The 26,196-nt window shown below is 42.6% G+C and carries 27 protein-coding genes; 21 read left to right on the forward strand and 6 right to left on the reverse strand.

Features of this window, described 5'->3' with window-relative positions; all coding sequences use genetic code 11:
• Positions 1-67 precede the first annotated feature (67 nt).
• Together M3234_RS19515 and M3234_RS19520 are read left to right on the forward strand one after the other, a co-directional pair.
• Positions 68-871: an alpha/beta hydrolase gene (locus M3234_RS19515; RefSeq protein WP_262306325.1), complete on the forward strand. Its 804-nt coding sequence runs from the start codon at positions 68-70 to the stop codon at positions 869-871.
• A gap of 17 nt (positions 872-888) precedes the next feature.
• On the forward strand, positions 889-1,971 hold the full coding sequence (locus M3234_RS19520; protein WP_262306326.1) for a tetraprenyl-beta-curcumene synthase family protein: 1,083 nt from the start codon (positions 889-891) through the stop codon (positions 1,969-1,971).
• A 24-nt stretch (positions 1,972-1,995) separates the two neighbouring features.
• Here M3234_RS19520 and mnmM read toward each other — a convergent pair whose 3' ends face one another.
• On the reverse strand, positions 1,996-2,568 hold the full coding sequence (gene mnmM, locus M3234_RS19525; protein WP_262306327.1) for a tRNA 5-(aminomethyl)-2-thiouridylate-methyltransferase MnmM: 573 nt from the start codon (positions 2,566-2,568) through the stop codon (positions 1,996-1,998).
• Entirely contained in the window at positions 2,565-3,527 is a 963-nt protein-coding gene (gene mnmL, locus M3234_RS19530) for a tRNA modification radical SAM protein MnmL/YtqA (RefSeq protein WP_262306328.1), read from the reverse strand. The genes mnmM and mnmL overlap by 4 nt, the downstream gene beginning before the upstream one ends.
• A 212-nt stretch (positions 3,528-3,739) precedes the next feature.
• Between mnmL and M3234_RS19535 the strand changes: the two genes are divergently transcribed.
• From M3234_RS19535 to M3234_RS19560, 6 genes are all read left to right on the forward strand, one after another.
• Positions 3,740-4,021, forward strand: a complete 282-nt coding sequence (locus M3234_RS19535) for a YtzC family protein (protein WP_262306329.1) — start codon at positions 3,740-3,742, stop codon at positions 4,019-4,021.
• The gene (locus M3234_RS19540) at positions 4,018-4,197 is read left to right on the forward strand and encodes a glycogen biosynthesis protein GlgD (protein ID WP_262306330.1); all 180 of its coding nucleotides are present in this window, start codon (positions 4,018-4,020) and stop codon (positions 4,195-4,197) included. The genes M3234_RS19535 and M3234_RS19540 overlap by 4 nt, the downstream gene beginning before the upstream one ends.
• Before the next feature lie 338 nt (positions 4,198-4,535).
• On the forward strand, positions 4,536-5,351 hold the full coding sequence (locus tag M3234_RS19545; protein WP_262306331.1) for a hypothetical protein: 816 nt from the start codon (positions 4,536-4,538) through the stop codon (positions 5,349-5,351).
• 68 nt (positions 5,352-5,419) lie between these two features.
• The gene (locus M3234_RS19550; protein ID WP_262306332.1) at positions 5,420-5,932 is read left to right on the forward strand and encodes a NapC/NirT family cytochrome c; all 513 of its coding nucleotides are present in this window, start codon (positions 5,420-5,422) and stop codon (positions 5,930-5,932) included.
• Between the two features lie 2 nt (positions 5,933-5,934).
• Complete coding sequence (locus M3234_RS19555; protein ID WP_262306333.1) at positions 5,935-7,386, forward strand: ammonia-forming cytochrome c nitrite reductase subunit c552; 1,452 nt, start codon at positions 5,935-5,937, stop codon at positions 7,384-7,386.
• A 154-nt stretch (positions 7,387-7,540) separates the two neighbouring features.
• Complete coding sequence (locus tag M3234_RS19560; RefSeq protein WP_262306334.1) at positions 7,541-8,728, forward strand: MDR family MFS transporter; 1,188 nt, start codon at positions 7,541-7,543, stop codon at positions 8,726-8,728.
• Between the two features lie 66 nt (positions 8,729-8,794).
• Here the strand turns inward: M3234_RS19560 and M3234_RS19565 are convergent, their stop codons facing one another.
• Genes M3234_RS19565 through M3234_RS19575 form a run of 3 tightly spaced genes read right to left on the reverse strand, consistent with a single transcriptional unit; the run spans position 8,795 to position 11,540 of the window.
• Positions 8,795-9,649: an ABC transporter permease gene (locus M3234_RS19565; protein WP_262306335.1), complete on the reverse strand. Its 855-nt coding sequence runs from the start codon at positions 9,647-9,649 to the stop codon at positions 8,795-8,797.
• A gap of 15 nt (positions 9,650-9,664) precedes the next feature.
• Positions 9,665-10,450: an ABC transporter ATP-binding protein gene (locus M3234_RS19570; protein ID WP_262306336.1), complete on the reverse strand. Its 786-nt coding sequence runs from the start codon at positions 10,448-10,450 to the stop codon at positions 9,665-9,667.
• Positions 10,451-10,478: 28 nt separating this feature from the next.
• A complete protein-coding gene (locus M3234_RS19575) occupies positions 10,479-11,540 on the reverse strand; it encodes an ABC transporter substrate-binding protein (RefSeq protein ID WP_262306337.1) in 1,062 nt (353 codons plus the stop codon).
• Between the two features lie 177 nt (positions 11,541-11,717).
• Here M3234_RS19575 and M3234_RS19580 point away from each other — a divergent pair, with 177 nt between their 5' ends.
• Positions 11,718-12,620: a LysR family transcriptional regulator gene (locus tag M3234_RS19580; protein WP_262306338.1), complete on the forward strand. Its 903-nt coding sequence runs from the start codon at positions 11,718-11,720 to the stop codon at positions 12,618-12,620.
• A gap of 37 nt (positions 12,621-12,657) precedes the next feature.
• Here the strand turns inward: M3234_RS19580 and M3234_RS19585 are convergent, their stop codons facing one another.
• Positions 12,658-13,419 carry an IclR family transcriptional regulator gene (locus M3234_RS19585; RefSeq protein WP_262306339.1) on the reverse strand — a complete coding sequence of 254 codons (762 nt, stop codon included), beginning with the start codon at positions 13,417-13,419 and terminating at the stop codon, positions 12,658-12,660.
• A 435-nt stretch (positions 13,420-13,854) separates the two neighbouring features.
• Between M3234_RS19585 and M3234_RS19590 the strand changes: the two genes are divergently transcribed.
• From M3234_RS19590 to M3234_RS19645, 12 genes are all read left to right on the forward strand, one after another.
• On the forward strand, positions 13,855-14,916 hold the full coding sequence (locus tag M3234_RS19590; RefSeq protein ID WP_262306340.1) for a phosphotriesterase family protein: 1,062 nt from the start codon (positions 13,855-13,857) through the stop codon (positions 14,914-14,916).
• 73 nt (positions 14,917-14,989) lie between these two features.
• Positions 14,990-15,985 carry a phosphotriesterase family protein gene (locus M3234_RS19595; protein ID WP_262306341.1) on the forward strand — a complete coding sequence of 332 codons (996 nt, stop codon included), beginning with the start codon at positions 14,990-14,992 and terminating at the stop codon, positions 15,983-15,985.
• A 24-nt stretch (positions 15,986-16,009) separates the two neighbouring features.
• On the forward strand, positions 16,010-17,173 hold the full coding sequence (locus M3234_RS19600; protein WP_262306342.1) for a thiolase domain-containing protein: 1,164 nt from the start codon (positions 16,010-16,012) through the stop codon (positions 17,171-17,173).
• Positions 17,174-17,176: 3 nt separating this feature from the next.
• Positions 17,177-17,593: a Zn-ribbon domain-containing OB-fold protein gene (locus tag M3234_RS19605; RefSeq protein WP_262306343.1), complete on the forward strand. Its 417-nt coding sequence runs from the start codon at positions 17,177-17,179 to the stop codon at positions 17,591-17,593.
• 61 nt (positions 17,594-17,654) lie between these two features.
• On the forward strand, positions 17,655-19,352 hold the full coding sequence (locus M3234_RS19610; RefSeq protein ID WP_262306344.1) for a CocE/NonD family hydrolase: 1,698 nt from the start codon (positions 17,655-17,657) through the stop codon (positions 19,350-19,352).
• Between the two features lie 31 nt (positions 19,353-19,383).
• Positions 19,384-20,379: an MBL fold metallo-hydrolase gene (locus M3234_RS19615; protein WP_262306345.1), complete on the forward strand. Its 996-nt coding sequence runs from the start codon at positions 19,384-19,386 to the stop codon at positions 20,377-20,379.
• Positions 20,360-21,055, forward strand: coding sequence for a 3-oxoacid CoA-transferase subunit A (locus M3234_RS19620; protein ID WP_262306346.1), 696 nt, complete (start codon positions 20,360-20,362; stop codon positions 21,053-21,055). Before M3234_RS19615 ends, M3234_RS19620 begins: the two co-directional genes overlap by 20 nt.
• A complete protein-coding gene (locus M3234_RS19625; protein WP_262306347.1) occupies positions 21,048-21,740 on the forward strand; it encodes a 3-oxoacid CoA-transferase subunit B in 693 nt (230 codons plus the stop codon). The genes M3234_RS19620 and M3234_RS19625 overlap by 8 nt, the downstream gene beginning before the upstream one ends.
• Positions 21,737-22,501, forward strand: a complete 765-nt coding sequence (locus M3234_RS19630) for a GntR family transcriptional regulator (protein WP_262306348.1) — start codon at positions 21,737-21,739, stop codon at positions 22,499-22,501. The genes M3234_RS19625 and M3234_RS19630 overlap by 4 nt, the downstream gene beginning before the upstream one ends.
• 71 nt (positions 22,502-22,572) lie before the next feature.
• Positions 22,573-23,679: an FAD-dependent oxidoreductase gene (locus M3234_RS19635; RefSeq protein ID WP_262306349.1), complete on the forward strand. Its 1,107-nt coding sequence runs from the start codon at positions 22,573-22,575 to the stop codon at positions 23,677-23,679.
• Positions 23,680-23,778: 99 nt separating this feature from the next.
• Entirely contained in the window at positions 23,779-24,705 is a 927-nt protein-coding gene (locus M3234_RS19640) for an alpha/beta hydrolase (RefSeq protein ID WP_262306350.1), read from the forward strand.
• A gap of 122 nt (positions 24,706-24,827) precedes the next feature.
• Positions 24,828-26,084 (forward strand): MFS transporter, encoded by a 1,257-nt coding sequence (locus M3234_RS19645; protein ID WP_262306351.1) that lies wholly within the window; start codon positions 24,828-24,830, stop codon positions 26,082-26,084.
• Positions 26,085-26,196: the final 112 nt, after the last annotated feature.

The following is a 26,196-nucleotide window of genomic DNA, read 5'->3' on the forward strand; positions in this document are numbered from 1 at the left end:
AACAACATCGGGCACAGATATATGGTAAAATACTAAAAACGATGCAGTGTTGCAGGAGGAACAACAAATGTGGAAGTGGGAAGCAGAAGGGGCTGCAAAGGCCGTAATCGTGATTGTTCACGGTGCGATGGAGCACCATCGCCGTTATGGCTGGCTGATTGAGATGTGGCGTTCGTCCGGCTTTCACGTCATTATGTCCGATCTTCCCGGACAAGGGATGACAACAAGAGCCAACCGCGGTCATATTGATTCCTTTGATGAATACATAATAGAAGTAAAGGATTGGGTACAAGCTGCCTACCGTTATGATTTACCGGTTTTTATCATCGGCCATAGTATGGGAGGGTTAATCACGATTCGCCTTTTACAGGAAGAAAGGTTAAACATTGCCGGAGTCATTCTCTCGTCCCCATGTTTGGGACTTGTTCATACCCCATCTAAATTTATGAACTTTCTTTCCTATGGTTTGAACATGGTGTTTCCATCGTTCCGGGTGAATTCAGGGCTGACTGTTCAAATGGCGACTAGGAATGAAGACGTCAGGGAAGCGGATTCGAATGATACGCTCTACATAACAAAGGTATCCGTCAGATGGTACCGCGAGTTGGTTCAGGCAATTAAGGAGGCGTTTGAGAATATCCCTAACACTCAGGATGTCCCAATGCTTGTTATGCAGGGCGGAGATGATAAAATTGTCAATAAACGAACGGTCAAGGAATGGTTTAACCATGTTCCGTTATCAGAAAAAAGATTTAAAGAATGGCCAAATTGCTATCATGAAATATTTAATGAACCTGAGCGTGAAGAGGTTTTTGAATACGCGAAGGATTTTGTCAACAGCCAGTTAAAAGCAATTGGCTACATCGTATAGAGAGGGTGGTATGTTCCATGCAGCCAATAACCCTGATGTCAAGGGTCTACCGCAAAATACTGCCAGCAGTTCATCATGAATTGGATTATTGGAGAAGCAGGGCTGAAGAAATTCCAAATCCCGAGTTAAGAAAACAGGCACTAGCCAGCATTGAACATAAAACCTTTCATTGTGAGGGCGGGGCCATTCTTGCACTCACCGCTGGAGAGAATTTTCCGAAGGCAGTGAAATTTATTGTCGCTTATCAAACCATCAGCGATTATCTTGATAATCTTTGTGACCGGAGCACTTCGCTAGATCCAAACGATTTTGCTGCACTTCATGAATCAATGGAGGATGCTTTAGTGCCCAATGCCGGAGGGAAAAACTATTATCGCCTGCGCACCGATCAAGACGATAACGGCTATTTACACGATTTATCGGAAACATGCCGGGCCGTTTTAAAACAACTTGAGCATTACGATTTAATCAGGGATTATCTTTTGGAATTATGCCGTTATTATTGTGACTTGCAAATTCATAAGCATGTGAAAAAGGAAGAGCGGGTGCCGCGGCTCGAAAATTGGTTTCAACATTATCAAAGTAAGCTGCCAGAGATGGAATGGTATGAATTTTCGGCTTGCTCTGGCTCAACGCTTGGGATTTTTTGCCTCATTTCGTATGCTATGCGGGAAGATTTCAAGGCAAGCGATGCCGAGAATATCCATAAAGGCTATTTCCCTTACATACAAGGGCTCCATATCCTGCTTGATTACTTTATTGACCAAGAGGAGGATCGGGCCGGGGGCGATTTGAATTTTTGCTTTTACTATAAAAATCAGGAAAGCCTGTTCGATCGGTTAACCCATTTTATGGTTGAGGCTGACCGCCACACTGAATTCCTGCCCCACAAAAAATTTCATCAGTTGATTAACCGCGGCTTATTGGGCATTTATCTATCGGATGCAAAAGTCCGTAAGCAGAAAAATGTCCGCAGGCTGGCGAAAAAGATTATTAAGACAGGAGGGTGGGCAAGCTATTTCTTTTATATTAATGGACTCGCTTACCGCTCGCTGCAAAAGGCAGTGCCGGCGTTCGTGATGAGAATGATGGCAAAATAAAAAACCAGGCTTGCGGCCTGGTTTTTACCTTTTTTCAATGGCAATAATAAACGGGGGATTATTCTGTTGGTTAATAAATTGGTACTTTAGCACATGGGCTGTCTTCTGATCTAATGTTCGGCAGTAGCCCAGAATAGCATCACGTTCGACAGCACCTTGTTCGTGTCCGTGATAAATCACAAGAACGATGATCCCTTCACGAGCCATCATCTCCAGAAGCTGTTCAATCGCGGCAATGGTGGTTTCCGGTTTGGTAACAACTGTTTTATCGCTGCCCGGCAAATATCCTAGGTTAAAAATGGCCCCGGTTATTTTTCCGTGATTCTCAGCCGGTATGAGGTCAGCTGCTTTTTCGTGGCCTGCGTGAAAAAGTGTAGCCCTGTCCGATACTCCATGCCCGCTTAGACGGTCATAGGCGGCTGCAACGGCTTGTTCCTGAATATCAAAGCCGTACACTTTGCCGGTTTCTCCGACAAGCTGTGCCAAAAATAAGGTATCATGCCCATTGCCTAATGTCGCATCGACAACTACATCACCTGGGCCCACCGCTTTTTCAAGCAATAGCCTGGCATATGAAAGAATTCGCTCCAGTTTCATCGTCCGACAGGCTCCCCGGCATAAAACTTGCCCTGCCAGCTGTTTCTCCGTTTCAATTCCGCATCAATCGCATTTAAAACTTCCCATTTGTTGACACTCCACATCGGTCCGACCATTAGGTCAATCGGTCCGTCGCCGGTGATACGATGAACAATCATTTCAGGCGGCAGTATTTCCAATTGGTCGCATACTAAGTTTACGTAGTCTTCTTGGGATAGAAACTCAAGCATGCCTTTTTCATATTGTTTCACCATTGGCGTACCTTTTAACAAGTGCAGCAGGTGGATTTTGATTCCTTGAACATCCAAATTGGCCACTTCACGGGCGGTTTGCATCATCATGTCGTAGTTTTCAAGCGGTAGCCCATTAATAATATGGGAACAAACTCGGATTCCATGCTTTCTAAGTTTATTGACGCCGTCAACATAGCATTGGAAATCATGGGCACGATTAATAAGCAAGGCTGTGCGTTCATGGACAGTCTGCAAGCCAAGTTCCACCCATAGATAGGTACGTTTGTTTAATTCCGCCAAATATTCAACAACCTCATCAGGAAGACAGTCAGGACGAGTGGCAATCGATAACCCGACGACACCTTCCAGATTAAGGACGGTTTCATACTTTTCACGAAGGACATCCAGTGGTGCATGTGTGTTCGTGAATGCCTGGAAATAGGCCATGTATTTGCCGTCTTTCCATTTGGTATGCATTTTATCTTTAATATCATTAAACTGTTTAATCAATGGCTCGGCTCGGTTTCCAGCAAAGTCCCCTGAACCAGCAGCACTGCAAAATGTACAGCCACCGTGGGCAACGGTGCCATCCCGATTAGGACAGTCAAAGCCGCCATCCAATGCCACTTTAAACACCTTATGGCCAAATTGCTGGCGCAGGTGATAATTCCACGTATGGTAACGTTTATCATCAGAAGCATATGGAAAAGGTTTGGTCTGAAGCATTCAGAAAAACCTCCTTAATTTTTTATTTCAGCTTCACATGCATAAAATCTATTTTAACAAAAAATGATTGGGTTATCCAATTGTAATTGTTGCCTTGTTTATTCCCAGTAATTATCATTTTGCTGTTGTTATAGGAAAAAGAATGGAGAACACAATAAGAAATGAAGCAATCTGCTTCAAGGAAGTGCCAGACCAAGAAGGGGGTTCTCTAGATGGCTACTCGTGCTTCGATGGAAACGTTAACCCAGCAGGTGGAGGACACGATTCGTTTTGCCGAGGAACAATACAAGCAAAGCAGTCTTCAGGAGCATTATAATGAGGATGATTATATACAAGCATTGCAAAAGCTAGAGACAATGTATCAGGATATATGCACAATGGCCCACAGCGCCAATGGACCGCAGCGGGAACAGCTGCACCGGATGAGGCTTCAGGTGCAGCAGCTGCAAAACAGCCTGATTTTACAAGGGACACGAGGGGGAGAACAATTTTGAAAAAACGTTCGAAGCAGCAAAATCCAGAACAAAAAACACGGAATGGGGTCAATAGTAATGACCTCGAACTTGGTCAGGATGCTGATTTAATAAAACAGGCAAAAAAGAAATATGAGCAAAGTGGCGGTCAGCCAGTCAAATCAAAGTTCCATCAAGAAAAAGATCAATCTTCATAAAATGTTCACAAATCTCTCAACATGCTGTTGAGGGATTTTTTTTGTTTATTAATAATAAAATTCGTGGCCGCATCAATTTTACCCTAATAACCTTATCGATATAGTGAAAATCACGTTCACAATTTGGTAATAACTCAATTTTTAATGTGTGATGCACATCACAGAGTGACCCTCTTTTTCTATGGTTTAAATAGGATTAGAACAAGCGAAACTTTCGCTAAAACCCCGATTTCTCCTTAGGTATACATACATAGAAATGTGTCACCTAACTTAATTTTAATGAAAAATATGTGAACTCGTTCACATTATATTCAAAAAATCGATAAGGAGTTGTAACAATGAAAAAAATACTGTTAATCATACTCGTTCTCTTTGCGGTTGTAAGCCCATCCATTTGTTATGCTGAAGGCACTCATCAACCAGCCTTAAACTTGGAGGAATTAACCATTCAGGTAATGCCGGAGTTTGCTTACCACCCAAACGATCAGGAAAAGGACCATGCACCGCTGTTAATCGGCTATCATGGTTCAATGGTTAACAATTCGGAACAGCCGCAAATAGGGCAAATTGAAATTCCCCTTCCAATGAATGATCCCGGCTTCAGGATTGGCTATGTTGCTGACTATTCGCCAGATTTAAAACAAGTCTATGAGATTGAATACGCCGTTGATAAGGATCGTGGAACAATTTCATGGACCACAACGGAAGAAATATCTCCAAAGGAACGATATAAATTTGTGGTTGAATACTATACAGACAGCCTAAAGGTTAATGGCGCAAAGAAATCATTAGCCTATCAATTTAAAAGCTTCGTGGATATCGGGCTGGTAAATGTGAATTTCTTGCCGCCAAATAAGGCAAAAGACATGAAGCTTAGCCCGAAACCGGAGGAGCAAAGCCATGGAGATGGAAAAGACACCTATGCCTATCACTTCCAAGATATAAAAGCAGGCGAACAGAAGAGCTTTAAACTAACCTATCAACGGTCTGAGAAAAAACCGACAATCGAATTATTAAATATCGAAAAAAATGTTGAAGAAAAAAGTGATAAAAAAGTCAACTATCTGGCCGTTGGAACGTTCGGCGGCGTCAGTCTTGTTTCTGCAGGGGCATTGAGCCTTTTGATTCGAAGAAACAGGAAACAAGCACGGTAATTGGGGTTAGACGTACTTCAGTACTTTAACATAGATACAGAGATAGCAAGTTATGGGAGGTGAAAAATGTGTTCAAAAAAATATTGAAAATTGACAAAAAAGTGTTGATTGTTGTTGCGTTGCTGATTGGTGTAGCCTTATCGTTCTCAACTGTAAAAACAATGGCCTATTTGGATTCACCGGGTTTCTGCCAAAATTGCCACACAATGCAATCGGTCTATACATCGTTTATGGATTCTACCCATGCCGAATTGCAGTGTAATGACTGCCATTTGCCACACAAAAGTGAAGTGGGGAAATTATTTTTCAAAGGCCGGGCCGGAATGACGCATATTTATTACAACACATTGGGCACAGAGAAAATTCCTGATGTGATTGGAGCGACGGAACGTACACAAAATATCATGAACGATAACTGTATCTCCTGCCATAAGAGTACGGTAAACAATGTATCGCATGATGCGAAAGAAAAATGTATCTCCTGCCACAAAACAGTACCTCACGGCAAAGGATTTAAGGATGATCATTTCAACAAGCCGCCAAAGTCAGGAGAGCTATTAGAAAATAAGGGAGGATTTTAAGAATGAGCAGGGTTAGATTCGGGGCATATCTTCTCTTGCTGGCGTTTGTGCTGATCATCACTGGCTGCAGTAATGATCCCGGCGAAAAAACAGCGAACGCGGCAGGCAAGAAGACGACAGGCCTCTCAGCAGATGAAATCAGCAATGAAGCATTCAAGGACCAATTTCCATTACAATACAACAGCTATATGAAAAATAAGAAGATGGAAGATACGAAATACAACGGCTCCGTGAAGCGAAGCAAATATGATCCAGATAAAGAGCCTTTGTTGCCAATTCTCTTTAACGGATACGGGTTTGCTACTGAATACAACGAAGATCGCGGACACGTATATGCACTTGAGGATATCCGCAATGTCAAACGGATTACCGATAAATCGGTCGGTTCTTGTTATACGTGTAAATCAACAGCTGTTCCACAGATGATTGAGGAAATGGGCGATGATTATTGGGGCGCTAACTTCAATCAAGTCATTTGGCCAAAGGGTGAAGAAATGGGTCACTCGCCAATTGGCTGCTCTGACTGTCACGACCCAAAAACGATGGATTTACGGGTAACCCGTCCAAGCTTCTATAAAGCATTGGAAGCAAAGGGTGTTGATACTTCTAATCCAACGAAAAACGACATGCGTACCTATGTTTGCGGCCAATGTCATGATGAGTACTATTTTGCTGCCAGCAACAGTGAAGTCATCTATCCATGGACCAAAGGGTTTAAGCCAGAAGACATGTATGAATACTATAACACGATTGCCAAAGAAAATGGTTTTGAAAAGGACTGGGTTAGCAATATTTCCGGCACACCAATGTTGAAATCCCAGCATCCTGAGTTCGAAACCCATAGTTCAGGTACCCACGGCAAGGCAGGCGTTTCTTGTGCAGATTGCCATATGCCGTATGAACGTGTGGATGGCAAAAAGAAAATCTCGTCTCACTGGTGGACTTCACCGCTTAAGACAATGCAGACTTCGTGCGGACAGTGCCACGGCGACCGTGATTTGGACAAGCTCAAAGACCGTGTGCTTGAAATTCAGGAAGCAAATGTCAGCGCATTGCATGATGCACAGAATGTTTCCACTTCAGCTCACTATTATGTGAACAAAATGATTACCTCTGGTGTTGATCAAGCGAAGATTAAAGAGGCACAAGAATTTGTCCGTCAAGGCCAGTGGTTCTGGGACATTATTGCTGCTGAGAACTCTTCAGGCTTCCACAACCCGCAAGGTTCAATGGATTCTTTAAGGATTTCAATTGAAAGGTCCAACAAAGCCATCCAAATTGCGACAGCAGAACTTGTGAAAAAGGGAGTAAACTTAGAAGAGCTTACTAACGAAATTGAAAAAGCGAAACAAGCTGTATTCGATGAAAAGGTAAACGAGAAGAAGAAGGACGCTGCAGTGAACAGCTATTTCCCTGCACAGGCTCCTGTAGTACCGGCACCGCCCAAAAAATAGTTCATTCAGAAAACACTGTTCCTATTGAGGACAGTGTTTTCCTTTTTGGTGTAATCTGTCGGTAACTGGTAAATAAAAATGATTGCAGTCTAACAGAAAAAGGTCTAAAATTACCAAGGATATTGAAATATTTATATACAAAGGAGCAATTTTCATGCCACGTGCCTTATGGCTTTTAATCATCGGGATGGCAGTGAATACAATAGGCTCTTCTTTTTTATGGCCTTTAAATACAATCTATATTCACGATCATTTAGGAAAGTCTTTATCTGTTGCCGGGCTTGTCCTCATGCTCAACTCAGGGGCTAATGTCATCGGCAGTCTATATGGCGGCCATTTATTTGATAAAATCGGCGGCTTCAAATCGATTCTTCTTGGAATCGCCATTTCGCTTCTGGCTCTAGTAGGATTAACTTTCTGGCACGGATGGCCGGAATATGTCGTCTTCCTCGCCATTGCCGGCTTTGGCACCGGGATTATTTATCCACCGATGTACGCTATGGCTGGGTCGGTTTGGAAAGAGGGCGGCCGGAAAGCGTTTAATGCTCTTTATGTTGCGCAAAACCTTGGTGTTGCCATCGGCGCTTCCCTTGGCGGATTAGTGGCTGCCTACTCATTCCAGCTAATTTTCTTGGCAAATACAGTTATGTACATTTTATTTTTGGGCATTGCTGTTTTTGGATATCGGGGAATTACTGTTACCCCAGCAGCGCACAAAACAAAAGAGTCTGCTGCTAATACTGTAAAAAACAAAGCAAATCTCCAGGCCTTATTCATTCTATCCTCGGGGTACTTATTATGCTGGGTGGCTTATAGTCAATGGACAACAACCATTGCTTCATACACACAGGAAATTAATATCTCCCTGACACAATACAGCTTCTTGTGGACCATCAATGGGGCGATTATTGTACTTGGGCAGCCAATCTTAAATGGGGTCTTAAAGCATTTGTCTGCATCACTTAAGTTGCAAATTCTTATTGGAATAGCGATATTCATCGTGTCATTTATTGTGGGTGGCAAGGCAGATGCGTTTACCGGATTCTTGGTTGCTATGATTATTTTAACGATTGGCGAAATGTTCGTTTGGCCGGCGGTACCAACGATCGCATTTGAACTCGCACCAAAGGGGCGGGAAGGTTTTTATCAGGGGATCGTCACCAGTGTGGCAACCGGTGGGAGGATGATTGGTCCATTACTTGGGGGAATCATTGTTGACCTGTACAGCATGTCGGCCCTATTTACTGTTCTAATAGGTTTATTCTTGATAGCGATTGTTACGACACTTGTTTATGACCGCCGGATTAAGACTGAAAAGCAGGTTGCGGTTAAAGTATCTTGATATATTCAGATAAGCTTTTAGTTAAAAAAGAAAGAGGCATCGAGAATTCTCGGTGCCTTTCCCAACTTAATCAATCCGATGCTTTAATAAACGAGATTCGATCCATTTCACCGACTGTGTAATGAGTATACCCACGATGATAATCAAGACAATCCCAACGAAGACGCGGTCGATGTTAAAGTTTGCGGAAGATTGTGCCACAAAATAACCAATCCCGCCTGTTGAGACGAACATTTCAGCGGCAACAACCCCTATCAATGATTGTCCTATTCCAACCCGTAACCCAGAAACAATTTGAGGCAGCGCACCGGGTAAAGCGACTGTAACAAATGTTTGGATAGGTGAAGCACCAAACGCTTTAGCCACTCTCGTTAAATTCGGATCAAGGTTTTGTACTCCAGACATCGTATTTAGGATGATTGGGAAAATACCGGCAAGAAATACGACCAATACCTTACTTGCAAAGCCAACGCCGACCCAAAGTGTAATTAACGGGAGCAGTACAATACGCGGCGTACCGAGCATCGCTGTTAAAAATGGATCAAACGCTTTTCCAAGAGGTTTATACCAGCCCGTAATTAATCCAATTACAACCCCAACAGACGCGGCTAATAGAAACCCGACAATGAAATTTCGAAGGGTAAAGACAAGATGTTCAAGCAGTATTCCACTTACAAACAGTTGATATCCAACCTTTATAATTTGTACTGGTGAACTTAAAAATATGGGATTGATGACGCCTAATCGATAAATAAGCTCCCACAGTATGAGTACTGTCACAAATGTGATGGCACCGATATGTCTAAACAGAAAAGTATCATAAAATGGGGTCTTTTTTTTTGTTTTTTTCACATGTAAAGACGTGATAGGATTATTTAATACGGAAGTTAATTCCTTTTCATTACGCTTAAGATTGTCCATGTAAAAATTCCCCCATTAAACTACGTTTTTCTGTTTTTCCGTTACAATTAAATCCCAAATATACTTTTCATATTCAATAAATTCCTTGCTTCGTTTAATTTCTAATGGACGAGGTCTTGGCAAGTCAATTTTAACTTTTTCTAATACTCTTCCGGGACGGGCCGTCATGACAATGACATGATCGGAAAGATATACTGCTTCTCCGATGTCATGTGTGACAAAGAGAATTGTTTGGTTAGTCGCTTTCCAAATACGTAACAATTCAAGCTGCATAAATTCTCTTGTCTGTGCATCTAATGCACCAAAAGGCTCATCTAATAACATGAGACTTGGCTCAATGGCTAATGCCCGGGCTACATTAACGCGCTGTTGCATACCACCAGATAATTGGTTTGGATAGTGATTGCCAAAAGATTCTAATCCAACTAATTTTAATAATTCTTGTCCCTTCTCATTACGGTCCTTCTTAGGAACTCCCGCTATCTCTAAACCATAAATAATATTATCGAGTGCGGTACGCCATGGAAAAAGCGAGGCGTGCTGGAAAACCACGCCGCGATCTCGTCCCGCCCCTCTTATTTCTTTTCCGTCTAAAAATAGTTGTCCATCACTGATTTCTTGGAATCCCGCAACAGCACCCAACACTGTTGATTTTCCACAGCCGCTGGGACCAACAATACATACAAATTCGCCTTTATCTACTACCAAATTAAAATCTTCAACCGCAGTCATTTCTCCGCCATTTTTTAATGGATAGGTTATATAGACATGTTTGGAGTGAAGTTTTCCAGGAATTTGCAACCGTGTCGCCACCTTTCTAATACGTCGCTTATTTTTTAAACACCTGATCAATAAAGCCGGATTCATCAAGTTTTTTAATGATAGAGTTATCGACAAGGTCTGCAGGTTTCATGGCCTTTACCTCAGCAACTTTAGAATTATCCAAATAGAATTGTACTGTTTCATCCGTGCTATATGGTTTCACAGGAATCGTATCTAGATTTGCTTCGTACGTTTTCTTGACTAATTCTGGATCGTCCATTCCTGTCCATTTTGTAATGATTTTAAGTGTTTCTTCTTTATTGTTTTTAATATAAGCATTTGCTTCGATTAACGATGCGGCCAATACCTCGGCCAACTCTTTATTTTGATTGAAGTAGTCTTTTTTCATAACAAGACCAGGGATTAACACTTCTTGTTTAGAGAAATCATGGACTTTTGGATAGCCCATATCATCCATTTTGAATGACGTAGGGGGAGCCACCAAGTAAAAGTCTGCATCTCCCTTAATAAAAGCTGCTGTTCTGTCCCCTTCACCACCCATATATAAAAATTTCACGTCTTTCTTTGGTTCAAGACCTAAATTTTTTATATATGACTGAGCCAAATAATCGTATAGCGAACCTTCGACTCCGGCGATAATGGTTTTTCCTTTCATTGATTCTTTTAGATTCTTTGTATCGATGTTTTTGGAAGCATAAATGTATACTTTGATTTTGTTGGCTAATGCAGTAAATGTTACAGAATCGATTCCGGCGACTTTGGCATTACCGGCAGCCTCAATTCCTGAAACCCCTACATCAATCCCACCGCCATTCAAGGTTTCCTGCACACGAGGGGAACCGGCAATATAGATTAATTCAGCATTCACACCGTATTTTTCCAAAATCCCCGTATCTTTTGCTACCCATAGCGGTAGTTGCGAAACGCCCTGTGTAGGATAGCCAATTTTAATATTGGCGGGCTTGCTTAATGGTGCAGGTGCAAGGCTAGTTTCTTTTACATTATTTTCTCCTTTGGCATTTTCCTTGGTAGCTGTTTCTTCTGAGTTGCATGCTGCTAAAACAAATACTCCAACCATGGTAAACAATAAAAGAATTAATTTTTTCATCCTTGATCCTCCTCGTAAATGGTTTAATCATTTGAAAGCCATTTCCTGTAATGAACAAGGTATCACGATTTGAAAATTTTGAAAAATACAAAAATAATTACTGATTTATATCTATCACATATAAATCATGGTATGATTTAGTCCAATATGGAATAAATGAGGGAGATGTACCTATAGATGGAAATACGACGCATGAAATATTTTGTAACAATCGTAGAGGAGGGACAAATTTCGCTGGCTGCCAAAAAGCTAAATATGGCGCAACCACCATTAAGTCAGCAGTTGAAATTATTCGAAGAAGAATTGAATACCAAATTATTTGAAAGACATACAAGGAAGCTCATCCTTACTGAGGAAGGGAAGTTTCTATATGAAAAATCAATAGAAATATTAGAAATGATTGAAAAAACGAAGCAAGAAATGAAAGAAATATCAAGTGGTATTGCGGGTACGCTGAGTATAGGGATGCTTCCATCCTTGGGCGCTGAACTAATTCCTGAAAAAGTGAAGGATTTTCATAGAAAATACCCTAAAGTGAGTTTCAAAGTTTGGGAGGGTGATTCAAATCGAATAATGGAGCTTATAGAAAATCGAATCGTCGAACTGGGCATTGTGCGGCTCCCAATTGATAAGGATATTTTTGATTCTCTCAATCTCCCAAGTGAACCAATCGTTGCAGCTATGAGTGAAAACATGGGGGTTACAAGAGATTCAGACTACATAAACTTAGAAGACCTAAAGGGAAAACCATTAATGCTTTTAAGAAGCTATAAAGGGACATCGGATTACAGCACATCGGTAGATGCAGTTGATATGATGAAAAGCTCTTGCATTGAGCTTGGTTTTGATCCTACTATTTTATGTGAAAGCAGTAATATAGTACCTCTTTTAAATTGGGCAAATTGTGATATAGGCATCGCGATAATACCTAAATCCGCAGAAAAAATAATGCCGCATTCTAAATTAATGTTTAAACAAATTATTAATCCTGAAATTATGTCAAGGCCATCGGCACTAATCTGGCTAAAAAATCGCCATCTTTCGTCCGTAGCAGTTAAATTCATGGAATATTTTAGATGACCTTTTGCTAAAAAAGCGGGGGAGGGCCCCCGCTATATTATTCGTCATACCCGAAACAGCTTGAAATTTCTTTACTGATTCGAATTAAATAGTGGCTGAGTTCATCATTCTCATTGTCAGGAATAAATTCTGAAAAACCGACAACCGTTACAGCACCAAGAAGTTTTTTCTTATAGTTAAAGACTGGGAAGGATACCGAGGATACGGATGTAACCAGTGGTTCCCTTGCGAAAGTAATTCCTTTCTCTCGTACGGCACTACATGCATTTTCTAGCTGGCCAACCATTTCTTGCGGAAGTTGATTGAACTCACTCACCTTCCAATCATGAAGAATTTGCTCGTCCAAGAAGGCCATAAATACTTTGCCTGTTGCGGAACTTATAGGAAGAAAGGTCCCTATTTGAGCACCAATATTTATCCCTCGATTGGTGTTTATATCTTTAACAATCATTGGACCATTCTGGGTCCAAATAGAAAATAGAACTGTACTCGAACTTTTCTCGTTAATCTCATGCAAAAAAGGTGTAATTCGGTCAATCACATTTTCCTGGTCAGTTGCAGCCATTCCATATTCAATCAACTTACTGCCCAATACGTATTCTCCTGTATCTTTGGTGCGGTACAAGATACCTAATTGTGTAAAGGTATTTAAATATTTATATAAATTACTTTTTGTAATTTGTGTAAGGTCTTGAATGTCAGTAAATTTTAACGGCTTTCCTTGTTTCGCTATTGCATCTAAAATACTCATACCAATCTCTAATGATTGGATCGTAGTTCCTTTTTTAACAGCTTCCATAATTACCCTCCTATTGCCTTATCCCAATATTAGCATAGCAGTAAGTAAAATCCTACAGTTAGTTAATATCTTAAATGATCATCAGGAAATGTTATTTTGGAAAAAATATTTCTCCCCATAAAAGCCTTTGAAATAAATGGATTTTGATATATTGAAATAATATTTGGAATTATCTGAAAAAATAATTGACTTTGGTATAACAATATTATAATATGAAATTAACAAATAGTGATTTATGTCACTATTTGTGGAATAGAAAGCGATTACATAAAAACGCACCTTTAAAGCTAAGAATTGTAAGTGAAACTTTGAAACCTAATGGAATCGTTTTTTTATTTGTTTAGGTATTAGACCGACTGGTCTGTTTAGAAATCAAATAAACTTGTTACGTTCGACTTCCCTATGGAACAAATCAATAAGATAGGAGGTTTTACAATGCTAGATCATTTAGAAGAAAAAAATTCAGGTGTTGTTCTTACTGTTCTTGGACCAATACCAACTAAAGAATTGGGAGTTGTGCTTATTCATGAAACGCTTTTGTCTGTGTATCCAGGGGCAGAGTATGCTCCCGAGATTACAATTGACAAAAGTGAGATTTTTGACCGATTAAAACAGCAGATGTTAGATTTCCGCCGGGCGGGAGGAAAAACCATCATCGATAATAGCGGCATGTTTCATGGCCGTGATATCAAACTCTATGAAACTCTTTCCAAAACGACAGGGGTACATATTGTAGCATCCACGGGGCTGGGTCCAGAGCTGATGCTTAGCGGTTACTTTGTTACACCGCAAAAGAATCCTCCTACACCATGGTCTGCAGAACAATTTTCTGCCTTGTTCGCAAAAGAAGTGACAGAGGGCATAGCGGTACCGCGGATTGAACGTTCTAGTTCGGCTGGAATCGTGACGTCAATCGCAAGTCAAACCGGTATTACAGAAAAAGAAACCAGTCTTTTCCGTGGTTCTGCACAAGCTGCAATGGCAACAGGTGTACCTGTATCCGTTCAATACGGTGCTGACGCAGTGGCTGAATTGGAAATTTTATTAGGTGTAGGAATTGCACCAGGACGTGTCATTATCGGTGGGCTTGACCGATTAGATGCTGTAGAGCGTAAAGATGCATTCGCGGTAGCCAGGCACGGTGCGTATGTGGCATTAGACCATGTTGGCTGGGCTACAAACGAGGGCTACGTGAACGATGAACAACGGGTTCAATTAATTGTTGAACTGTTTAATCAAGGACTTGGCGATCGTGTCCTAATTTCAACCAATGCTGTTGGTGTGGCAAAGGGGCATAAAGCAAAAGATATTAGCTATGATTACCTACTGACAAAATTTGTACCAATGCTGCATAGGGCCGGCTTGACTGACGAACAAGTTCGAATTCTATTAGAAGAAAACCCGCAACGTGTCCTTACTGTTGATGCTTCGGCGGAACAAAAAGTCACGGGTTGGAACTTTGAATGGGATAAATTATATCAACCCGCTACTTATTAGATTGATAAAAAAATAGAGTCTGTACATTTATAAGCGTTATAAAGGTAACAATTTAAGGTGAGGAGTGAAAATAATGGGTAAAGTAAATACCGTATTAGGCCCAATTCCGACAGAAGATTTAGGAATCACAGCCATGCATGAGCATATTGGGTTCGGCCTGCCTGGGTGTGACTTGGATACACAATGGTGGAAAAAACCTGAAGAAGCGTTTGAGGTTACATTGCAAAAGTTACGCCGCTTCCGTGAGCACGGCGGTAAAACCTTTGTTGACTGTACAGGAATCGGAAATGGACGTGATATCGAATATTTCCAAGTTCTTTCACGCAGGACGGGTGTTAATATCGTAGCCGTAACAGGATTTGTAGCTGCTGACTCAGCTCTTCCTTATTTCCGAAAGCAATCAGTCGAGTACCTTACTGATTTATTTGTTCGTGAAATTACAATTGGCATTGACGGGACTGACGCAAAAGCAGGTGCAATAAAAGTAGGTGTCAGCCGTGGCGGTAAACTAAATGAATTGGATAAACGTATTTATCGTGCAGCTGCACGAGCAGCATTAATGACAGGCGCCCCCATCATTACCCATTTATGCGTTGATGCACAAACTTCCATTGATATTTTTAATGAAGAAGGGCTGCCGCTTGATCGCGTTCTTTTTGGGCATGCGGATGATGGCGGATATCTGGATGAAAACCGTGACAATTTAATTGCTGACTTAGGCGGATGGGTAGGCTTCGATACAATCGGATATGACAGTGAAGTCGAAGGTGCACCATATTGGTCTCGGCCGCGTCAAGATCGTGTTGACCATTTTCTTCGTTTCCTTAAAAAAGGTTACCTGGATCGTGCCGTCATATCAGCGGACGCAAACTGCTGCGCCTTAGGCTGGCCAGGCTTAAAAGGACATTCTGTAAACTATTTATTTGAAGAGTTCTTACCGGACCTTCGCAAAGCAGGTGTTGGGGAAGAAGTATTCCAACAACTTTTAGTGCACACTCCAGCAAAAATATTGACGATGCGGGAACCTGTTAAACCAAAAAGTCTTAGCCTTGAACGAGTTCAAGTTTAATAGATTAACAGGGAGGTTATGATTATGAGCATTAAAGGAATGGCTTATATAGCGGGGGCGTTTGAGCATCCAACGCGCAAGGCTCCGGATAAATCCGTGGCCGTATTGCATGCCGAATGTGCTAAAGGTGCATTAGAAGATGCCGGCCTAAATGTCTCAGATGTAGACGGTTATTTTTGCGCTGGTGATGCTCCGGGAGGCGTGCTGTCTATGGTTGATTATTTAGGTCTCAATGTACGTCATGTAGATGGGACGGACACAGGCGGTTCATCGTACATTGCTCAGGTTTCCCATGCTGCCCAGGCAATCGCGGCCGGAAAATGCAATGTCGCGTTAATTACGATGGCAGGCCGGCCGCGTTCAGAAGGCAGAAGTGGTGTTAAACAAAAAATGACTGTGGCAAATGTGCCGGATACACCGTTCGAACTTCCTTTCGGACCAACTGCTGTTAACGAATACGCGATGGCGGCGATGCGCCATATGCATGAATATGGTACGACAAGTGAACAATTAGCTTGGGTTAAAGTGGCGGCATCGCACCATGCCCAGTACAATCCAAACGCAATGCTGCGTGATGTAGTGACAGTGGAAGATGTCCTTACTTCGACCATGATAGCCGATCCATTACATAAATTGGATTGCTGCGTGGTAAGTGACGGCGGCGGCGCTTTAGTTGTCGTAAGACCTGAGATTGCCAAGAATCTAAAACGTCCGCTCGTCAGAGTAATGGGTGCAGGGGAAGCGCCGAAGGGACTTTCGGGTGGCAAAGTTGATCTTACCTATAGCGGAGCTATATGGTCAGGTCAAAAAGCCTTTGAGGAGGCAGGAGTTACACCTCAAGACATTAAATATGCGTCCATCTATGACAGCTTCACTATTACAGTATTAATGCAGCTTGAAGACTTAGGTTTTTGTAAAAAAGGCGAGGGCGGCAAATTTGTTGCCGACGGTAACTTGATTTCCGGAGTTGGCAAGCTTCCAATCAATACGGATGGCGGCGGATTGAATAACAATCATCCAGCAAGCAGGGGCGGCATCGTAAAAGTAATCGAGGCGGTTCGTCAGCTGCGCGGAGAGGCAAACCCGCAAGTCCAGGTGAAAAATTGTGATATTGCGTTAGCACATGGTACCGGCGGCGGTCTTGCAAGCCGGCACGGCAGCGCCACACTGATCATGGAGAGGGTGTAAACAATGGGAACTACATTTCAGGATAGAACAATGACAGTCCCTGAGATTCATCCAGAGCATAAGGAATATTGGGATGCAGCGGCAGAAGGAAAGCTTCTGATCAAACAGTGCGACTCCTGCGGTGAGTATCATTATTACCCTCGTGTTCTATGCCCTTATTGCATGAACGACAAGACAACATGGAAAGAAGCCAAGGGAACAGGCAGGATCTACACCTACAGTGTAATGCGGCGCGGCGTCCCATATGCCATCGCCTTTGTTACCCTCGATGAAGGCCCAAGAATGATGACTAATATCGTTGATTGCGACCTTGATAAGATACACATCAACCAAGTAGTTAAAGTGGTCTTCAAACAAAGCGGAGACCAAGATAATCCGGGTCCCTTTATTCCTTGCTTTACACCAATGTCGGATGAATAGAGGTATCCACAATAGTTAACATTCTATAGGTTTTAAGAGAATGCTAGAGGAGAGAATAAATATGAGAATCATGAAGGATGTACGGATTCCCATGCGTGATGGAGTTCATATTGCTGCCGATATCTACCTTCCTGATGGCGCGGACAAGGTACCGGCGTTACTTGCACTAAGTCCGTATGGTAAAGAACTGCAAGCACAAGCGTTAACCTTGCCTCCACAAGCGCGTCCAAGTCATCTATGGAACGGTGCCATCGAGGCTGGTGATATTCGTGCGGTTGTCGAACATGGTTATGCACATATTATTGCTGACGTGCGTGGTACCGGTCATTCAGAAGGTGAAATGTGCGGTAACTACAATTCAGGCGGTCATGGTGACGGCAAAGATATTTATGACATCGTGGAATGGGCTGCTGTGCAAGATTGGTGTGATGGCAACCTTGGAATGATCGGGATTTCCTACTTTGCATCTGTGCAAATTTTGGGTGCAGCGGAGCAGCCCCCACACTTAAAAGCCATTTTTGCGAATGGGGGTCACTTCGATCTTTACGAACTTTGTTATCACGGCGGGATCATGTGGTTAATGCCGCGGGCCTCTCGTGAAGGACGCGGCGGCGACAGCGGTAACGCATTCAATAACGTAGCGAGCAAGAGCTCAAAGGTTTTCACACCAGAAGAGATGAAACAAAAAACAGAAGAACGCTTAAACGATCCAGATATCGCACATTGGTCAGACTTCGTTCACCTTTTACATTATCAGGACCGTCACGAATTATGGATGGATTACCTATTAAATCCACTTGATGGCCCATTCTGGCAAGAGAATAGTGCCATTGCAGTGGCCCATAAAGTAACCATTCCGACCTATTTCCAAGCCAAATGGGGCCGCGGATGGAATGTAGAAGGCACAATCGAATGCTTCCACAAAGTAACAGGCATTAAAAAGCTTGATATCCAAGCGCTGCCGCCAATGTTGGAGCGTCCTTTCCATGAAAGTCATGATGAAATGTTCCGCTGGTATGATTATTGGCTAAAAGGGATTGACAATGGCATTATGGATGAACCCCCGGTGCAGTTCTCGGTAGAAGGCTCTAACAAATGGCGTAAAGAAGAGCACTGGCCATTGCCATATGAAGAAAAGAAAGAGTTCTACTTACGTCCGCGCCACAAGCTTAGTGAAAAGTCAGAGCCATTAACCTCCCAGTATGCACATCCAGATGGCTTCTACCAAGCACCATTAACAGTCACAACAACATCAGAAAAGATTAAATGGACTAGTGATAAATTCCTCGAGCCTGTAGAAATCACGGGGACAGGTGCGCTATATATTCATGCGGAAATCGATACTGATGACACAAACTTCATTGCCAAGCTTTACGATGTGGATCCAAGCGGCAAACGAACATTAATGACATCAGGTTATTTAAAAGCATCTCATCGTGAATTAAATGAAGAAAAGTCAACGTACGGTGAGCCATGGCATCCACATAACCGTGTGGTACCAGTTGTACCTGGTGAAATTAACGAGTACGGTATTCGCTTATATCCCTTTTCATTTTTAATAAAACCGGGACATCGAATTGAGTTGGAGCTTGCATGTAACGAACCGCTTGATGGAGAAGATGCAAAATTGCTGCCGCCGGATAGCTATCACCTGCCAAGCGGCCGGGCGACAACCCACAAAATTTATCGGGATGCAGAACATCAATCACGTTTAGTGTTACCGGTCATTCCTAAGCAATTTGATGTCACAAATAAGTAACGAGGAAAATGGCCGCCAATAAGGCAAGGGGGTGAACAACCTGACAAATTCCGTACGTGTTATACCGATTGAATGCAAATTTGGCCCGATTTCCGCATTTGCCTATTATATCGATGCCCCGGAACCAGCAATCATCGATACCGGTGTGAATGTCTCGGTTGCACAGGACATAGAACCAACCTTAGCCAAACATGGGATCCGAATCGAAGATATTCGTTGGATCTTATTGACACATGGTCATGTCGACCATCTCGGCGGAGCTTATGCCTTATGGGAGAAAACAGGTCGACAGGCTAAAGTGGTCATTCCTAAAAAAGAAGCTCGCCTAGTGAGTGATAAAAATGAACATATTGTAGATTACAAGGCACTACAAGGGAAATACATCATCGACCGGGAAATCCAAGAAAAACATATCACTATGTTAACAACAGATATCGGTGGCAGTATTGAACCGAACCTCGAAGTAGTTGACGGTGATTCTATCAATCTTGGAGGAGATATTACAGTCAAGGTAATAGAAACTCCAGGCCATTCAATTGGTTCCGTTACATTTGTTTTAAATGGATTGGATTGGGCTTTTGCAGCGGATGCTGTCCAAATGTATGGAGGGGCAAGCGGCTTGCCAACAATAGAGAACCCCTGCGATTATCGTAAAAGTGTCCAACGCTTAATAGAAGAAGTACGGCCTAAACGATTATTCTTGGGCCATCCATTCCGCAATATCGATGGGGAGATGCAAAGTGCACAAATCGAGGGCGAGCAAGTACAAGTTGTGTTACAAGCGAGTCTCGATATGGATGCTAAATTACGCGAAGTGGTGGAGCAATTTTTCACAGAAGAACCTGTTTCCAAGCAGCATGAACTGTATGGACCGTTTTGGCCGATTGCTTCTGAGATTGGTTATTCAGGGGATCCCCGTAATTTACCGTGTGCGTTCTTTGTGACAATGAATGGCTATCGTGAAGAACTTATTGGTTCACATATTAATAGAGAGGAGGAAACGCTAAATGATTCAAAAGAGGTTTGAAAATACAGCAAAAGCAGTTGCCGATATACATGATGGAGCAACGTTGCTTGTTGGCGGCTTTGGAGGAAGCGGACTACCGTCCCATCTGATCGCCGCCTTAGTCGAGCAAGGAGCAAAGAATCTGACTGTTGTATCAAATAACATTGGTGCCGTTAGCGATGGTGTCGCCGCATTAATCAGCAACAATCAGGTAAAGAAGATTATCTGCTCCTTCCCAGTTGGTCCGCACGCTGACGATTTGATTGCGCGTCTTCAGAATAGCACTATCGAGTTGGAAATCGCCCCACAAGGAACCTTAGCTGAGCGTATCCGGGCAGGCGGTGCAGGCATCCCAGCCTTTTATACACCGACAGCGGCTTATACAGAACTAGGGGAAGGTAAGGAAACCCGTGTGTACAATGGCCGTTTGCATGTCTTAGAGCAGGCTATCACGGGTGACTTCGCTTTCATTAAGGGACACCGCGCAGATCGCTGGGGAAATATTGTTTACAATAAGACGCAGCGTAATTTTAACCCGGTAATGGCGACCGCAGCGAAAATTACCATTGCTGAGGTAGATGAAATCGTGGAAGTCGGAGAATTGGATCCAGAGAATATTGCCACACCGAGCATCTACGTGCATCGTTTAGTAAAAATGGAGGCAGCGCCTGAAGGGAGGGTATTAGTAAATGGTTAAAGAGGAACAGAAGGTTGGATGGTCAAAGATTGAGTTGGCTTCCCGTGTGGCTCAAGACCTGGAAGATGGATGGTTCGTAAATCTTGGAATAGGGATCCCGACACTTGTTGCAGATGTCATTCCCGAAGGCAAGGAAATAATTCTGCATAGTGAGAATGGCCTGCTTGGTTTGGGGCCGAAACCTGAACCAGGGCAAGAGGATATGGACCTTGTCAATGCCGGTAAGGAACCAATCACATTAAAACCGGGCGGATGTTTCTTCTCACAATCAGACTCCTTTGCCATGATTCGCGGCGGTCACCTTGATGCAGCAGTGCTTGGCGCATTCCAGGTTTCGGAGCATGGTGATCTTGCCAGTTGGAAGGTGCCTAGCGATCCGCTTGGACGTGTCGGAGGTGCCATGGATTTGACAGTTGGCGCCAAGCGTATCTTTCTCTGCATGCAGCACACAAGTAAGGGTAAGCCAAAAATTGTTGAGGAATGTACGTATCCACTGACAGCACCCCGCTGTGTAGATCGTATCTATACAAATCTGGCCGTGATTGATGTGACTGATGAAGGCCTAGTTGTCCAAGAACTCGCTCCGGGTGTTTCATTCCAATACCTGCAGGAATGTACAGCTGCACCGCTAAAGCTGCATGTCTCCGATGAAAGACAGTCAGATGCTCTTGGAGTACAGCAATGACAATGGCCAAGGTGCCCAAAAAACAGACAATTGATCGCAGTTCCTCGATTCCCCTTTATAAACAAATCAAGCAAATCTTGATTGAGGAACTGCAATCAGCAGGTAATGGTGAAACGGGTCAACCTTTCAGTACGGAGCAGGAGCTTGTTCAGCGCTTCCATGTTAGTCGGGCACCTGTTCGCCAGGCACTTAAGGAGCTCGCCGATGAAGGATATGTGTACCGGGAGCGCGCGAAGGGCACCTTCCCTGTTCAGGAACTCCCCATCCGGCCTCCAGGGTTGGAGTTGGGAGGATTAGTTGGCTTCCTTCGCGACCAAGGTTTAGATTGTAATTCAATAGTATTAAGTGTTGAACGAGTCTTTCCAACGGAGAATTTGTGCTCTCTCCTTCGTCTTGATCCCATGGATTCGGTCTTAAGAATCTCTCGTTTAATTTTGCTCAAAGGGAAACCGCTTGTATGGACACAGACTTATTTGTTAGTTCCAGAGAATTTTCAACCTGATGAAATTGAACTCGAGGAAGTCGAGAGTGTCTTCACGCTGCTTGAGCGCGAAAGAGGGATTTTAGTTTCGCGGGGTGATCACCAGATTTATTCATCCGGTGCGGACCCAGAGGAGGCGCAAATATTGGATATCAGAAAAAAGGACCCAACCCTTGTTATGGAGACAAAATTGTATACGCGTAATGATAGTCTTTTAGGCTGGAGAAGGGCCGTTCATAGAGCCGGCGACTACAAGTTATCTTTCACGGTAAATCGTTAAAGCAGACTCTACCTAGCAAAACCAAAAATGGAAGCGATTAAATTTTTAATGAAACTGAGGGGGAAATGTTTATGAAATTAAAGCAGGATTTAAGAATCGCTATTATCGGTGGAGGAATTGGCGGGGCAAGCGCAGCGGTTGCTTTACGGCATGCAGGATTTAATGTCAACGTCTACGAGCAGGCTGCAGCCATAAAAGAAGTGGGAGCAGGTATTGGATTACGTCCACCTTCCATTCAGTATTACAAGAAGTGGGGGCTTTTGGAGGAAATCGAGAGAGTAACCCATAAGAGTGTTCAAATAGAGATTCTTTCAGAGCAAGCGGAAGTGTTACTTAAGGAACAATGGCCTGCACTAACAGAGGATCCGAATGAAAAATGGGCAAGATTGATTCATCGCGCAGACTGTCTCGACACGTTGATTAATGCCATTCCATCGGAGTTCCTCCATTTGGATCACAAATGCAAATCAATCGTCCGCCATGGAGATTATGCAGAAATTGAGTTTGAAAACGGTGTTAAAGTGGAAGCCGATTTGGTCGTGGCTGCAGATGGAATTCGTTCCCTTGCCAGAAATCTATTTTTCAGTCAAGCTGAGCCTGTTTTCCACGGCTATCATGCTTATCGTGCCCTTGTGGAAGAAGCTGAAACATACGGGTTGGCTTCTGAAAACACATTGAGAATTTTCGTGAATGATAAAGTCAATGTATATTTGTTGCCGTTAAAGTATAGGAAACAAGTTTCCGTCGATATTACTGTGCCGCACCATGACCGAACTGGGAGACCGAACGTGCCGAAAGAAGATATGCTTAATCAATTAAAGAACTTCCATCCTGACCTCCAGAAGATTGCTGAAAATATCGATTATTGGGATGTTCGTGCCCTATACGATATCGATCCGGTCCACCAGTGGAGCAATGAATGCATCACTTTGCTAGGGGATGCCGCCCATTCAATGCTTCATAACCAAGGTCAAGGAGCAAATATGGCGATTCAAGATGCAGGGGTATTGGCTGAATGTTTACTAGAAGCTGAAACCGTAGCCGAAGCTTTACAAAAATATGAAACTCTCAGAAAACCAGTTTGCCAATTATTTCAGAACTTATCCCGCCAGTTCCATAATGACAAAGAAGATACCTTTTTCCCGGAAAAAGAATTCTTTGAAAATGCTGCTGAGTAAAGTAATTTCGGTTAAATTCACAGAATCTTTGCTAAGGTGGGAATTTTTCGACCTATGCAATTAAATTGGAAACAAATTGAAATATGGAGGTTAATGCAGATGCCTGTACATCCAGAGATCAAAAAAGTTTTGGATTCTATACCGATATTGAATCCTAAACCGAAAATCATTCCAGAAGAACATAGAAAAATGTTTGATGCACCTGTTTTGCCTGTGGAACAACGGGTTCAAGTATATTCTGTGGAAGATAAATCAATTCCGACGACGGAAGCTGATATTCCTGTAAGAATTTATACGCCGAGGGAAGCCGATTCTTACCCCATTCTCTTGTATTTCCATGGTGGAGCTTTTATGTCGGGAAATTTAGAGAGTCATGATGAAGTTGTCCGCCCAATTTGCAAAGAATCAGGTTATAGAGTGATTTCTGTGGGATATCGTCTTGCTCCTGAACATCCTTTTCCAGCTGCATTAATAGATTGCTATAATGTTACAAAATGGGCTGCCGAACATAAAGAAGAATTAAAATGGGATGGGAAGAACCTGGCTGTTGCAGGGGATAGTTCTGGCGGCAACTTAGTAGCTGCGGTTTCTCTGATGGCTCGTGACAAACAGGAATTTACCATTACGAAGCAAGTCTTATTTTATCCATCCCTAGATCTCGACTTTAGTGAATTCCGATACCCCTCATTGGTGGAAAATGGGAAGGGATATTTCGTAGAGAGTGATCAATTGGCAGAAATTAACTCCTTCTATTTATTAGGGGATGTGGATACTGATAATCCGCTAGTTTCACCGATTCGAGAAAAAAATTTAGAAAATCTTCCAGCGACCCTTATCATTACCGCAGAATATGACCCTTTCCGTGATGAAGGTGAGCTATTTGCGGAGAATCTAAAAAAATCCGGCGTCCATGTTGAAATAACACGATATGAAGGCGTAACCCACGGGTTCCTAGGTAAATTTACGCATCTTGATGAGTATAAAGACGTTTATAAACGTACAGGTGAATTTTTAACAGCAAAGTAAGCAAGCTTTCCCACGGAAGTGATCACCGCGACAAGCCAAAACTGATGGCGTTTGATCACTTCCGTTTTATTCGTTAAAAATATTCTTAATATTCTAAATTTTAATAAAAGAAGGGGATTTATATGATGGAAAATAAAAGGTTCTGGACGTATGAGAATAAATTGGTCACCATATTCTTTTTTACCGTTGGGTTTGTATTTTTTGACCGATTAGCGCTTAATTACCTATTTCCAATGATTTCAGCTGATTTAGGACTAAACTACACTCAATTAGGCTTACTTGGAGCAGGTCTAGCATTAACTTGGTCAGTTTCTGGTCCGCTTGGTGGATTTATCTCAGATAAAGTAAAGAGTAAGAAAACAATGTTAGCGGTTTTAGTATTGGCATTCTCCATTGTTTCCTTGTTACATGGGTTGGCACAAACATTTGCGGTGCTTTTCGTGCTTCGACTAGTAATGGGGGTCGTCGAAGGACCGCTGATTCCGCAAACGCAATCCATTTTAGCCATTGAATCTTCGGAACGCCGTCGCGGGTTTAACCTAGGTTTCACAATGAACACAAGTAACGCTTTATTCGGCAGTATTTTAGCGCCTGTCGTCATTGTGGCGTTAGCAACATCGTTTGACTGGCATACAGCCTTCTATTTAACAATTATTCCAGGGCTCATTTTAAGTTTGGTGATCTTAAAAACAGTTAAAAATCCTGATCCAATGAAATTCCATGCTTTGCACGCAGTAAAATCGACTGAAAAAGTAAAAGTGAAGGACGTTCTCAAACACCGTAATATTTGGTTATCGATTATTGTATTCAGCTTATCGATGACAACATTGTTAGCATTCCAAATTTTTGGACCAACCTATTTAGTGCAGGCAAAAGGTTTGTCTGACACAACCATGAGTTTTGTAATGGCTTCATTCGGGCTTGGTTACGCTATCTTTGGCTTCCTAATTCCAACCATTTCAGAACGGACTGGCCGTAAACCAGCATCAATCGTTTCTGCCTTGTTATTGATTCTTATGCCACTTGCCCTAGTAGTAACGGATTCCCTGCCATTAATGATGGTTCTTTTATTTATCGGTTCCGCGGGTTCAGGCATCATCGGTATGTCTATGTCGGTTATTCCAGTTGAGTCTGCACCATTGCAATACTCAGGTCTTGCGGTAGGGTTAACAATCGGCGTTGGAGAGTTATTTGGGGGCTTCCTAAATCCAATGATCAACGGAGCTTTGGCAGATAAGTTTGGGATTCAAACTCCATTATTCGTAGCCGCGGGTGCTGGTGTGCTGGTATTGTTATTCTCATTATTCTTCAAAGAAACTGCACCATCCAAAGTTCCATTGCCACAAGGACAGGATGTCAATGGAAGTGTCCGTGTTTAAAATATAAACAACAGTTTGGGCAGGCCCAATCGCTTGACGATGGGTCTGCTCTTTTTATAACGATTAGCAAAAGAAAAACAAAAAACGCCTGGAATTTCAAGCGTTTCAGATA

This window comes from Neobacillus niacini (assembly GCF_023715785.1).
In the GTDB taxonomy this organism is placed as follows: Bacteria; Bacillota; Bacilli; order Bacillales; family Cytobacillaceae; genus Neobacillus; species Neobacillus niacini_E.